Below are 12,368 nucleotides of genomic sequence, written 5' to 3' on the forward strand. Positions count from 1 at the left end.
CTTGCATGAAGATTCGATTCTGTTTGTGGTTGGGACTTGGCCTGATCCCGATGGGGGCAAACGCCGCCCCTGAAATTGCCCAGCTGTACGCGCCAAAACTGCCGGAGGGTTCGGCCTGGGTGCGGGTGGTCAACCCCTCCGACACTGCCATGCAGGTCCAGGTGGGCCAGGGCGCGAGTTTCGCCCTTTCGACCCAGGCGACGGTGGCCAGTCCTTTTCAGGTCGTGGACTCGCGACAGCCGCTGCAAGTGACCGTCAACGGTCGCGAGATAAAGGGCCTGAGTGCACCGAAAAGTGCGTGGGTCACGCTGATTCTCGACAGTGACCCGGCGCGGTCACCCCGCCTGGTCATCGACCCGCCGCTGCGCGGCAAAGACTTGCGTGCCGAACTCAACCTCTACAACCTGGCCAGCGGTTGCGAAAAGGCCGGGGTAAAACTGGCTAACCATGCCCCGGTGTTCAATCAAGTGCCGTTCAACGGTCAGGCCCAGCGCACGATTAACCCGGTGCAAGCAACGCTGGTTGCCAATTGCGAGCAGAACATCAGCCTGCCGTTCAAGTTGGCGCCCTTCAAGGCCGGCGATCGTTACAGCCTGTTCCTGGTCGGCTCCCGGCAGGCTCCACGCCTGATCGGCCTTGTCGACCAGACCGCGCCATGACCCTTCAATGGAAATCTCGCTGGCCGGTTTCCGCCCTGATCGCCGGTGTCTTGTTGAGCCTGTCAGGCACCGGCGTTGAAGCGGCCTCGGCGGTCATTACCGGCGAAGGTGGCTGGCTGTTCCCGGCCTGGGAAAGCCTCAGCAAGGTCGATAACCCCGGCACGACTCGCAACATTGCGCTGGTGAAACAACTCCAGCAGAACCTTGCGCGGGAACACATCAGCCTGGTCGTATTGGTAGTGCCGATGAAAGCGCCGTTTTATGCCTCGCGCCTGCCCGCCAATCAGCCCTTGAGCCCGGCCGTGATGCAGCGCTACGACCACTTACAGAGCGAGCTGACTCAGGCAGGCCTGACCACGCTGAACATCAAGCCCGTCCTGCAACGCACTGAACACGGCAAACAGACCGCGTTTTATCGCGCCGACTACCACTGGACCGCCTGGAGCGCGGAAAACACCGCCGACGCCACGGCGCAACTGATTACCGAGCGTTACCGCCTGCAAGGCGAACCCGGCGGTGGCGCGGCGCTGGGCGAGTGGTTCGACCGACGCGCGTTCGGCGATCTGGCGAGCAATTTCCTGCCGGCGATCAAACGTAAATCGATTGGTCGCGACATCTACACCGTTCGCCATCAGGCCCAGAACGACTTGCTGATCGATGACGCACCGGCACCGGTTCAGGTGATCGGCAACAGCTTTGTCCAACCTTACCTGGGCTTTACGCAAAAGCTTTCCAATGCCCTGGACCGTCCCGTCGCGCTGACCTGGAATCCTGGCGATGTCGGCCCATGGGCTACGCTGCTGCAATACCTGGAGTCTGCGGATTTCGCCCAACACAAACCGCAAGTGATTGTCTGGCAATTCAACGAGGGCCAATTCCACCTCGGCCCCGATGCCGCAGCTAACTGGAACGCCAAAGGCGTCACCTCGCTGAGCCAATGGCATCAGCGCATCAATAAGGCGCTTCCGTGAACATTCTTGGTTACACCGCCAGTCGCGCGACCATTGCGGGTCTGTTGTTTGCCGCCATTCTCGGCACCGGGACCGGCGTGCTCTACGTGACGGACAAAAAGGCCCAGACCCCAGGGATCGTCGGCATCGTCTGGCAGCCGGACAACAAGACCGTCGGCATCAATGGCCACTGGGAAAAGCTGGGGGCCCGCGAGCTGCTGGTGCAATGGACTGTCGTCGACGATCAAGCATTCGTTGCCGGTTCCGGCCTGCCCAGCGTGCCGGTTCTGCCCGATTGGGCACGCATCGCCAAGGCCCCTTGGGCGCAAGACGTCATCCTTGGACTGGCTGGCTATTTCAGCGAAAACCGCTCACGGGACAACATCGAGCAACTGGCGGCAGTCTCGGCACGCATCGCCAAATTGCCGACGCCGTTGCACGTCACCGGCTGGTATTTCCCCGCCGAAGTCGACCCCAGCTGGACCCGCGCCAAAGAACTGCCCGCCCTGCTGGCCAAGCTGCCACGACCGTTATGGATCAGCGTGTATGACGGTGCGAACATCGGCCCTGTCGCCACGGCAGAATGGCTCAAGCAGTGGCTGCCGAATGATATTGGCGTGTTCTTCCAGGACGGCGTCGGTGTCTACGCCCGCACCGCACCGGTCGCCAGGACCTACGCCGACGCGTTGCGCGAGCGTCTGGGCAAAGACCGGGTGCGCATCATCGTCGAAGCCTTTCGCCCCAACTTCGGCGGCGGATTTCGCTCCGCCACCGCCGCCGAACTCAAACCGCAACTGGCGGCCTATGACGGTTATCCGCTGTACCTGTTCGACGGACCGCACTACGTGACGCCTGAGCTGGTGGAGCAACTGGCGCGATAACGTAGATCATCAGCGTCAGGTCGGATTAACCCTTGACCGCCGCTTCGATCGCCGCGACATCGATTTTCCCCATCTGCATCATCGCGTTGAACGCGCGCTTGGCCGCTGCTTGATCGGGATTATTGATGGCATCCGTCAGGACGCGGGGCGTGATCTGCCACGACAATCCCCATTTGTCCTGGCACCAGCCACAGACGTTTTCCTGGCCGCCGTTTCCGACAATCGCGCTCCACAAGCGGTCGGTTTCGGCCTGGTCGTCAGTCGCCACCTGGAACGAGAACGCCTCGTTGTGCTTGACCCCCGAGCCCCCGTTCAGGCCGAGACACGGAATGCCCATCACCGTGAATTCGACCGTCAATACATCGCCCTGCTTGCCCGCAGGATAGTCGCCAGGCGCGCGAAGGATGGTGCCCACCGCGCTGTCGGGAAACGTCTTGGCGTAGAACGTCGCGGCCTCCAGCGCGGCGCCGTCGTACCAGAGGCAAATCGTGTTTTTGCTGACCATTCTGGTTCTCCATCAATGGGGAATGAATGATCATTCTAGCTGAGCGACCAGATGGACCACGAAGAGGGCCATGCCCCTTGTCGGCAGATCAATCCTGTAACGAAGTCCAGCGTGCTGATTACTGGAAACTCGGCTCGGCGCAAACCGCTGATGTGGCGCGAAGTGTACGCAGCCCCAACAGCACGATCACCACCATGACCAGCCCCGCGCCGATGGCGACGCCGAACCCTGCCCGTGCGCCATAGGCGTCGATGACCAGCCCCGCGAGTACGCCACCGAGCGCCACTCCGATGCTGATGCCCGTCGTCATCCACGTCAGGCCTTCGGTGATCCTGGACGGTGGAACGATGATCGTACCAAGGTTCATGACGACGACCATCGTTGGTGCGAATGACATGCCTGCCACAAACAGCATCCCGGAAAGGATGTAGACGTCCGGCGAGAAAATGGGCAAGACGGCTGTAACTGCCGTGATCAGAACGCCAACGAAGAACTGCTTTTCAATCGACAAGGAGACCCTCAACGCGCCGAACGTCAGGCCCGCGATCATTGAGCCGAGCGCATAGGCTGCGAGGATGAAGCTGGCGGACGCTGGCCAGTCTTGTGCGTTGGCGAAGGCCACCACCGCCACATCGATTGATCCGCCAATCACCCCCATCGCCAGGAGTGCCAGAACGATGGTGCGAACGCCGGGAATCAGCAAGGTAGAGCCAGTGCTCTTCCTGACGCCCACGACGACCTTCGGTTCTGTCTGCTTTTGCAGAAGAAAAGCGCTCACGCCGATGACCAGCAGCAAGACCGCGACAAGCGGTCCGGCTTCGGCAAAAAAGCTGACGCTCAGACCGATGGCCAGGGGTGGACCGATAATGAAAGCGAGCTCAGTCAGCACCGTGTCCAGAGAGAAAGCCGTGTGCAACTGCGGCTTGCCACGGAAAAGCTGTGTCCAGCGTGCTCTTATCATCGCGGGCATGCTGGGCATCGTGCCCGCCAGTGCCGCAAGAATAAACAACAGCGGGGTCGGCGCCCTTATAGAGACGGCAACGATCAGCGCCAGCAACATGCCAATGCTGAAGGTGGTGACTAAGGGCAGCACCCGACTCTGCCCCCGCTGATCGACGAGTTTCGACACCTGCGGGCCGATCAGCGCATTTGCCAGGGTAAAGGTACCGGCGACCGAGCCAGCCAGCCAATAAAGTCCCGTCTGCTGCACCAACATGGTAATGATGCCGATGCCAATCATTGCCTGTGGCAGACGGGCAATGGAACTCGCGATCACCAACCCCATGACGCCCGGGGTGGTGAGCAGTTCGCGGTAGGGATTTGCCATGATTTCTCCTTTTTATAATGCTTCGCCGATGGGTACCCCGCTGCACGCCCGCAAACTGTTGCGGGCGGTTTATCGGCGACTCAATGGCACATGTGAACCAGCAAGCAAGCGAGGCAGTTGTTCACCATAGCTGAGCGTCTCACCCTCAAAGACCAGCGACGTGGCTTCAGGACTGCGTGCAACCCGGGCTTCGAATAGTTGATGAATACACAGATGAACAGAAAATTCAGACGTAACTTGGTCGTGCATCCTTGCCTCCAGAAGTGAATAAACTCACTTCTATCGATTGTTCGCACTTACATCATGCAAGTGCAGTCCTTGGAATATTATCTAATCAATCTAACCTGCCATCTGCCGCAAACTATCCAATGGCAACGCGTCGATCATTAGAACTAACTATTTAGGGCAGGCATATCCGCCACCCCCTCTTACCCGTGTTATCACATGTAACCAATGCCACCTAAAACGCCCATCCCAGACAGCTCGCAGCTAACAAAAACGGTGTATTCATGGCGCATGAAAAACAACATTCACGGCCAGAAAACCAGAATGTTTTGTTTCTGCACTAGAGATACACGATGATCTTCGAGTCTATTTGGCAAGAGCATTTCTATCCGGTTTCAGCTACGGGATCCAGCGACGCCAAGAGTCTCCCCCTGAAACATCGAAGTCAATACCGGGAGGAAACTGACACATCCTAACGAAGTAAAACCGCCCCATCGGGCGGTTATCCAGTTCGATTATGAGTGTGAAAAATCATGGTTTCGTGAGTTTTTGTAGGTGCCTTCCTACATATAGATCGTCATGGTCCGCACGTCGCCTTGCTGAGGGTGGGTCCGAGCGTTTGATCGAAAGCCGCGCTGCGTCAATGCAGGGTGCCCTACTGCGGCTGAAAGGTCTGAAGATACGCCAACAGGTTTTCAATCTTCTCCGGATCGCTGAGCCCCCAGAAAATCATCCGGGTACCGGGCACTACTTCCTTTGGATCTTCGAGGTACGCGATCAGGGTCTCGCGGGTCCAGACAATGCCGGCCGATTTCATGGCGTCGGAGTATTGATAATCCGTCGTGCTACCTGACGGGCGTCCAAAAATGCCATTGAGTTGCGGCCCGAACGAACCCCGCGCCGACTCCCCCACTTGATGGCAGCCGCCGCATATCCGTTTGAACAGTGTCGCGCCGGCTTCAGCATCGCCGGCCGCCTGGACTTGCGCGCCGAACACCCCCGCAATAAGCACCATGAGGGCTGCGGCTTTATTCATGTCCTGCTCCAAATCATTTGTGGCCAAGCGCACGTAAATCAGCTCGCACCCGGTTGAACCTACTTCCAATAAGCCGCCGGCAGACGGGTGGAATAACGACCCCGCTATCCGCTGACAGCGGCAAGCGCAGACTCTATCCTGTGCAACCCTGCGATTCCACCGGAGATGCCCTGTGCCACCCTTGACCGCCCGCGAGGTTTACCAGCAGTTGCGCGACGCCGCGCTGGAACTCCGGCCGCTATCGCGCCTCGCCAGACAACCCGAGCCCGGCCACGTGCACGTCGATATCGAAGGCTGGCGCCTGAGCCTCGGTGTCGACGGCGCCCGTCTGCTGCATTGCCAACGTTGCCAGGCCCCGGACGGCCGCGAGGGTGAACTCGACCGCTGGCAACGTTACGGCACCGACCCGGTCAGTTTGCTCAGCACCTGGGAGTTGGCGCAGATCGAGCGCTTGCTGTGCCTTCAGCGCCAGCCTTAGAGATCAACGATCACCGTCCCGGCAATGCTCTCGGCGAATTCGACTCCGAACAGACGACCCGGTGTCTCGAACCCGGAACGCCGCTCCCCGGCCAACACGCGTCGCGCCGCTTCCACCGCGGCCAACGGTGTGTAGGAGTAGCCGTTGATTGTCTCAATCACCGACCGCGCAACCTGCCCATCTGCCCCCGTTACCTCAGCAACCGCATAGGCCCGATGCGACAGGCGCTCTTGCTCGCTGGGGCCATCGGGAAGTCGGGACAAGTCGCCCTCTGGGAATGCGTCACCGCTGATGTGCACGAACATCGCAATGTTGGGGATACCCGTCGAGCGCCCACCCGTGACCAGATCACCGAACGACAGCGGCGCGCAGAGCACAGGCCCGGTGCCGAAGTCGAAGTGACGCGGTTGCGCATCCGGCGCAGGAACGAGTACGCCGTCGACCCGCGTCATCAATCCTGCACCGATGATCTCTCCAACGCTATTGGCCGATCCACGGGACATGGAGCCTGCAACCTGCAGCGCGATCCGTAGCGATTGCGGATGTTCGACACGACGGGCAACGTGCAGGGCGAGGCAGTCCGTGGGGACAACGTCCCAGCCGACGCCTGGCAATAGCATCACACCGGCATCCTCGCCCAACCGCTCCGCCAGCCGGTAAACGTTGATTTCGGCAGTGATGTCGAGATAGTCGACCCCGGCCTCGATGCAAGCCCGCATCAACGGTTCTGCAGTCATCACAAAAGGACCGGCGCAGTTCAACAAGACCGTGACGCCGCTCAGCGCTTGCGCCGTTTGAGCGTCGGCCGTGAAGGTGCGATAAGGCACGCTCAGCTGCCGGGCAAGCGCAGCCACGCTTGTCGCGTCACGTCCAGCGACTTCGAAGTCCAGCCCGGCTACCTTCGCTTGTGCCGCGACCATTCGGCCGGTGTACCCGGTTGCGCCATAAATCAGAAGTTTGCTCATTGTGGGTGCTGCCAGTTTTTATAGACGAATTCGAGGCTGTAGCCATCTGGGTCCAGGACGTTAGCCGCGTAATAATTCGGGTCGTAATGCAACCGTGCGCCGGGAGCGCCGTTATCGGTAGCGCCTGCTTTCATCGCAGCGGCATAGGCCGCATCGACCTCGCCCCTGCTGTTCGCAACGAACCCGACATGCGCAGCCCGCCCCTCCACCACCCCTTCACGCAGCCAGAAAAACACCCGGCCTTGCGCACCGAAACCCTTGAGGTCCGGGTGGCCCGGCGGGCCATCCTTGCCGTCGAAATCGAGCGAGTGAGTGATGCGGAGCGGTGTGAGCGCCGCGGTATAGAAATTGACGGAGCGTTGGGTGTCGCTGACTGAGATAAACACATGATCAAGCATGGAATGCGCCTCGCTGGTTCAGATGATGTAACCGCCGGAAACCTCAATGGATTGCGCGTTGATCCAGGCACTTTCTTCGGACAGCAGCGTGGCGATCACTCGACCGACGTCGTCCGGTTCGCCGATGCGACCGAGCGCCGTTTGCGAGGCCAGCAGCGTCTCGAATTCTTCGCTCAAGCCGCCGCCCAGTTCGGTGCGAATGGCGCCGGGCGAGACGGCATTGGCACGGATGCGTCGCTCACCAAACTCCTTGGCCATGTAGCGGGTCAGTACTTCCAGTCCGCCCTTGAAAGCGGCATAAGGCGCCACGCCTGGGGTGACCACCCGTGTCGTCGCGCTGGTCAGGTTGACGATGCTTGCGCCCTCCTCCATCAGCGGCAGCAAGGCCTGGGTCAGGAAGAACGGGCCCTTGAGGTGAACGTTCATGAGGTCGTCGAACTGCGCCTCGGTGACCGCCTCAAGCGGATTGAACAGACCGTGGCCGGCATTGTTGACCAGACCACCCAGGGTGGTGGTTTGCCAGTTCGATTGCAGCGCCTGTCGTACCGCATCGACGAACACGCCGAAGCGCCCGGCATGGCAGACATCCAGTTCAAGGGCGACGGCATGACCACCTTCGGACTTGATGCGCTGAACCACCGAATCCGCCGCTTGCACGTTGCTCTTGTAGGTCAGGATGACGCCCATTCCACGCCGGGCACAGTGCACTGCGGCGCTGGCACCAATGCCTCGACTGCCGCCGGTAATGACGATAACGCTCATGGCTTGCTCCACTGTCAATCAGATGAGCAACCACGGTAACCATAGACCCTCGGGCGAGCGCAGCCGTTACTACTCCAATCCTGCCTGTTTCTGCTTTTCGCTTGCGCCGTGCGTCCCCCTGCGGTCAGATGTCTCCCCATGGAAAACCAACTGCATGAACTCAGAACCCTTGCCGCCAGGGCCGAAAACAGGCGTACAGAGACGGGCATTCCGCGCGTGGCCATGGTCCAGGGTGCGATTCCCGAACATCAGTTGGCCGCTGTCTACGAGCCGATGATCAACCTGATCCTGCAAGGCAGTAAGACCATCACCGTCGGCGATCGCACACTGAGGTATGACCCGGCGACCTATTTCGTGATGTCGATTGAGCTGCCGGCGGTCGGCAGTGTGCACCCGGCCACGTCCGGCGAGCCGTACCTCGCCGTCGCCTTGACGCTGGACCCTGCCGTACTGGCAACGTTACTGACAGACCTGCCAAAACCTGTCGCACCGTCAGAACAGGAGGCCGGCTTTTCAGTGGCCGCAGTCACACCCGAGCTGATGGACGCCTGGGTGCGCATGCTGCGATTGATGGACCGGCCGGCGGACATCGCGGCCCTGAGCCCGGTGTACGAGCGGGAGATTCTCTATCGGGTTTTGCAAGGACCGCACGGCTGGATGTTGCGCGAGATTGCCGCGCCCGATACGGCCATGGCCCGTGTCAGCCTCGCGATCCAGTGGATTCGCCGCGCCTTCGCCGAGCCGCTGCGGGTCGAGGACATGGCCCGCACAGCGTCGATGAGCGTGTCAGCGTTCCACCGCCATTTCAAAGCCGTCACCACGCTCAGCCCCTTGCAGTATCAAAAACGCGTGCGGCTGCTTCAGGCGCGGACTTTGTTGGTGGCGAACGCTAAAAGCGTCACCAGCGCCGCGTTCGATGTCGGCTATGAAAGCGCTACCCAATTCAGCCGGGACTACGCCCGCGTCTTCGGTTTGCCTCCGGCCCGGGATGCCGCGCGGATTCTCGCGCAACTGCGCGGACGTGCCGACTGAGGGCGCTTCGGTCCGACTGACTCTGTTTCTTGTCATCGCGTTGGCGAATGCGTGTACCGATCGATGCCATGAAAGCGCCGCCACTGGCCCCCACCCGACCATTGCGCATACCATGCTGCGACTTCAAACCGTCAGGTGTCTTCCATGATCAAAGCCAGCTTGCGAAGCCACCTGACACTCTGGTTTGCCGGTCTGTCGTTGCTCACGCTGGTGAGTGTGGGTTTCTACGTGGGCCACATCGCCACCGAGCAAATGAAGCAGGCCAGCGGCAATGCGTTGTTGAGTACGGCAAGGTCGGCGGCCGAGCTATTGGGCGCACAACTGCATGAGCGTCAGCTCGAAGTGTCTCTGCTCAGTCGAGCGCCGTTATTCAAGCACGGCGACCTGGGCGATCCGGATATCTTGTCGTCGATGGAGCTGCGTTCGCAATCCCGTGCCGAGTACGCCTGGATGGGCGTGGCTGACGCCAACGGGCGTGTACGGCAAGCCGTGAACGGTCTTCTGGTCAATCAATCGGTGAAAGAGCGCCCCTGGTTCCAGGCCGGGTTGCGCGGTGCTTATACCGGCGATCCTCATGAAGCGGTCCTGCTGGCCAAACTGCTGCCCGGAACCGCCAGTGGCGAGCCTTTGCGCTTCATCGATTTCGCCGCGCCGATCCGCAATGCCGAGGGCCAGGTGATCGGTGTGCTGGGCGCCCATGCCCATTGGAGCTGGGCGACGCGGATTGTCGACGCGGCCGTGTTGCGCAAGGACATGACGCCCGAGGTAGAGGCGCTGATCGTCGACCACGACGGCAAAGTGCTCTATCCGGAAGCGCTCATGGGGCAACGTGTGGCGAACATGCCGGTCGCCCGGGAAAACCATTCCGACACCGCCGGCTGGTCAGTCGGCGACGGTTACCTGACCAGCGTGGTCGCGGTGCCCACGCCCTCGAGCACGGACCTGACGTGGTACATCGCGGTCCGCCAGCCACTCGATATTGCGCTTCAACCCGCACGTATTCTGTTTTACAAATTGCTGCTGTTGGGGGTCATTGCCGCCATCGTGTTTGCTCTGGTGGCGTACTACCTGGCGCTGTACCTCAGCCGCCCGATCGAACAGCTGGCAAAGTCAGCCAAACGGGTACAAAACCAACAACCGGGTGTGACGTTTCCGCGGGACCACTCGGTGCGAGAAATTGCCCAGCTGGGCCAATCCCTTCAGGGCATGACGGAGTCCTTGCTCGGCAAGGAGCGCGAGTTGCAGGAAGCCAATGCGTCGCTGGAAGCCACGGTCGCGCAACGCACCGCCGCCCTCACCCAGGCCAACGCCGATCTGTTGAAACTGGCCACCCACGACGCACTGACCGGCGTGTACAACCGGCGCCGATTCGACGAGAAACTGAATGAGTGCAACCTGCTGTTTCAACGCACCGGACGGCCCTTTGCGTTGCTGTTCATCGACGCCGACCACTTCAAGCAAATCAATGACACCCACGGCCACGCGATCGGCGATGAGGTGCTGCACCAACTCGCCCGGCTGATCCAGGACAACACCCGCGCCACTGACTTCGTGGCCCGTTACGGTGGCGAGGAGTTTGCGGTGCTGTTACCGGAAGTCGAGGAACCCGAGAGCCCCGAGGTCGTTGCCGAGAAGATTCGCGCCGCGATTGCCGCAGCCATTTTTGCTACGGCCGGGCACGTCACGGTCAGCATCGGCATTGGTCTGGCCGAGATATCGGACAGCAATACCACCGCGCTGATCAAACGTGCCGATCAGCAGCTTTATCAGGCGAAGTGGTCGGGAAGGAATCGGGTGGCTCCGCAGGCTCGCGTGACGGAACGCCACTGACCTCCAGCTTCCACTGATGAAAACCCGGTTAAACCGCAAGGCTATTCACTTAAGAACATCTTCAGCTGAGCGACAACCTGTGGCGAGGGGACTTATCCCCTCGCCACAATTGCGCATCCGCAATCAAGACCGGGTATTGGGCTTACTGAACGTTTTTCAGCTTGACCACATCACCGGAGATCTTGGTGGTGTAGCCGGTCAGGACCCACGCCCAGAACCAGTTTTCCTGCACCTGGGTGTTGATCATCGCGTCACCGCCCTTGGCTTTGATCGCCGCGTTCTGAGCGCGAACAAAACGGTTGTTCTGCTGGATCGGGATCACGCCGAACAGCAGCAGGCCCGTGGCGCTCGCTTCACTGTGGCCCAGGACGGTGTATTGACTGCTTTCATAATGCTGGGTGTTCATCGGCGTGCCGGTGCAACCCGCCAGAACCAGACCGAACAGGGCTACTGCGACAACTTTACTAACGTACTTCACTGAAAAAGCTCCATGAGATATTGCCCGGGATCCATCTCTCGGGCGGCGCACACTCTAACGGATGAGGTGGCCAATTGGTATCAGCTAAAGCAGGTGATTGGCCGCCCCTTGGTTGGCGGCGGCTTTTGTTCGAGAGAGTGAAACGTCGCGCCTCAGCTCTGAGTTATCGCAGCCGGTGAACGTGCAGATGAAACAGGCTCGTCGTCCAGCTTGATAACATTGCCAGCATCGGCCCCAACCGCCGCCATGGGGATTGAAATGGCATAGCCGTAGAGATTGACTCACTGATCGGCATCAGTTCTTTGCTCATTTCACCGGTTTGGCACGCGCGGCAGCTCGCGAGAAGTTGAGCGCGACGGCAGCGTTAATCAACGCCTTCAACGCTTCCTCATCAATCTCATCGCCTTCATGCACATCAATCGCCCGTCGGGTATTGCCTTCAAGACTGGCATTGAAAAGTCCCGAAGGATCCTCCAGCGAAGCGCCCTTGGCGAAGGTCATCTTCACGGCGTTCTTGTACGTCTCGCCGGTGCAGATGATGCCCGCGTGTGACCACACCGGAACGCCCCGCCATTTCCATTCCTCGACCACATCGGGGTCGGCGTGCTGGATGATCGTTCGAATCCTGGCGAGCGTTTCGCCCCGCCAGTCACTCAGCTCTTTGATTCTCGCGTCTATCAGCGCAGAGGCGCCTTCGTCCTCTGCGTTCTTTGAGCCGATGGGTTCCTTGTTCATGAGATAACCGCCTCCTTCAGGATGGATTCGCCCGGTTCATGATAGATGGCGTTCACCCGCCTTTGAGGCGCGCTGACTGACGGCTTGCGTCCCTGACCGGTAATGAC

General features: G+C 60.3%; 14 protein-coding genes. 6 read left to right on the plus strand and 8 right to left on the minus strand.

The window, feature by feature from the left end; translation table 11 throughout:
- The first annotated feature begins 5 nt into the window (after positions 1 to 5).
- The 3 genes from AB4N91_RS15095 to AB4N91_RS15105 are packed head-to-tail and all read left to right on the plus strand — an operon-like array spanning position 6 to position 2,490.
- Positions 6 to 659 carry an alginate O-acetyltransferase AlgF gene (locus tag AB4N91_RS15095; RefSeq protein WP_460112632.1) on the plus strand — a complete coding sequence of 218 codons (654 nt, stop codon included), beginning with the start codon at positions 6 to 8 and terminating at the stop codon, positions 657 to 659.
- A complete protein-coding gene (locus tag AB4N91_RS15100; protein WP_424480894.1) occupies positions 656 to 1,630 on the plus strand; it encodes an alginate O-acetyltransferase AlgX-related protein in 975 nt (324 codons plus the stop codon). The genes AB4N91_RS15095 and AB4N91_RS15100 overlap by 4 nt, the downstream gene beginning before the upstream one ends.
- Positions 1,627 to 2,490 carry an alpha-amylase family protein gene (locus tag AB4N91_RS15105; protein ID WP_077750097.1) on the plus strand — a complete coding sequence of 288 codons (864 nt, stop codon included), beginning with the start codon at positions 1,627 to 1,629 and terminating at the stop codon, positions 2,488 to 2,490. Before AB4N91_RS15100 ends, AB4N91_RS15105 begins: the two co-directional genes overlap by 4 nt.
- A gap of 25 nt (positions 2,491 to 2,515) precedes the next feature.
- Here the strand turns inward: AB4N91_RS15105 and AB4N91_RS15110 are convergent, their stop codons facing one another.
- From AB4N91_RS15110 to AB4N91_RS15120, 3 genes are all read right to left on the minus strand, one after another.
- Positions 2,516 to 2,995: a VOC family protein gene (locus tag AB4N91_RS15110; RefSeq protein ID WP_010459133.1), complete on the minus strand. Its 480-nt coding sequence runs from the start codon at positions 2,993 to 2,995 to the stop codon at positions 2,516 to 2,518.
- 118 nt (positions 2,996 to 3,113) lie between these two features.
- Complete coding sequence (locus AB4N91_RS15115; protein WP_460112633.1) at positions 3,114 to 4,322, minus strand: MFS transporter; 1,209 nt, start codon at positions 4,320 to 4,322, stop codon at positions 3,114 to 3,116.
- Positions 4,323 to 5,202: 880 nt separating this feature from the next.
- Positions 5,203 to 5,583, minus strand: a complete 381-nt coding sequence (locus AB4N91_RS15120; RefSeq protein ID WP_077750094.1) for a c-type cytochrome — start codon at positions 5,581 to 5,583, stop codon at positions 5,203 to 5,205.
- A gap of 172 nt (positions 5,584 to 5,755) precedes the next feature.
- Here AB4N91_RS15120 and AB4N91_RS15125 point away from each other — a divergent pair, with 172 nt between their 5' ends.
- Positions 5,756 to 6,061 carry a DUF7693 family protein gene (locus AB4N91_RS15125; protein WP_010459128.1) on the plus strand — a complete coding sequence of 102 codons (306 nt, stop codon included), beginning with the start codon at positions 5,756 to 5,758 and terminating at the stop codon, positions 6,059 to 6,061.
- Here AB4N91_RS15125 and AB4N91_RS15130 read toward each other — a convergent pair.
- Genes AB4N91_RS15130 through AB4N91_RS15140 form a run of 3 tightly spaced genes read right to left on the minus strand, consistent with a single transcriptional unit; the run spans position 6,058 to position 8,186 of the window.
- Positions 6,058 to 7,026: a saccharopine dehydrogenase family protein gene (locus AB4N91_RS15130; RefSeq protein WP_460112634.1), complete on the minus strand. Its 969-nt coding sequence runs from the start codon at positions 7,024 to 7,026 to the stop codon at positions 6,058 to 6,060. The genes AB4N91_RS15125 and AB4N91_RS15130 overlap by 4 nt on opposite strands.
- The gene (locus AB4N91_RS15135) at positions 7,023 to 7,424 is read right to left on the minus strand and encodes a VOC family protein (RefSeq protein WP_077750092.1); all 402 of its coding nucleotides are present in this window, start codon (positions 7,422 to 7,424) and stop codon (positions 7,023 to 7,025) included. Before AB4N91_RS15135 ends, AB4N91_RS15130 begins: the two co-directional genes overlap by 4 nt.
- Positions 7,425 to 7,442: 18 nt before the next feature.
- Positions 7,443 to 8,186 (minus strand): SDR family NAD(P)-dependent oxidoreductase, encoded by a 744-nt coding sequence (locus AB4N91_RS15140; protein WP_460112636.1) that lies wholly within the window; start codon positions 8,184 to 8,186, stop codon positions 7,443 to 7,445.
- 138 nt (positions 8,187 to 8,324) lie between these two features.
- Here AB4N91_RS15140 and AB4N91_RS15145 point away from each other — a divergent pair, with 138 nt between their 5' ends.
- Entirely contained in the window at positions 8,325 to 9,218 is an 894-nt protein-coding gene (locus AB4N91_RS15145; RefSeq protein ID WP_145310866.1) for an AraC family transcriptional regulator, read from the plus strand.
- 144 nt (positions 9,219 to 9,362) lie between these two features.
- Complete coding sequence (locus AB4N91_RS15150) at positions 9,363 to 11,048, plus strand: sensor domain-containing diguanylate cyclase (protein WP_427700257.1); 1,686 nt, start codon at positions 9,363 to 9,365, stop codon at positions 11,046 to 11,048.
- A gap of 142 nt (positions 11,049 to 11,190) precedes the next feature.
- Here the strand turns inward: AB4N91_RS15150 and AB4N91_RS15155 are convergent, their stop codons facing one another.
- Entirely contained in the window at positions 11,191 to 11,526 is a 336-nt protein-coding gene (locus AB4N91_RS15155; RefSeq protein WP_010459119.1) for a hypothetical protein, read from the minus strand.
- Positions 11,527 to 11,832: 306 nt separating this feature from the next.
- The gene (locus tag AB4N91_RS15160) at positions 11,833 to 12,261 is read right to left on the minus strand and encodes a DUF1801 domain-containing protein (protein WP_077750088.1); all 429 of its coding nucleotides are present in this window, start codon (positions 12,259 to 12,261) and stop codon (positions 11,833 to 11,835) included.
- Between the last annotated feature and the right edge of the window lie 107 nt (positions 12,262 to 12,368).

The organism is Pseudomonas sp. H3_D04 (genome assembly GCF_054669175.1).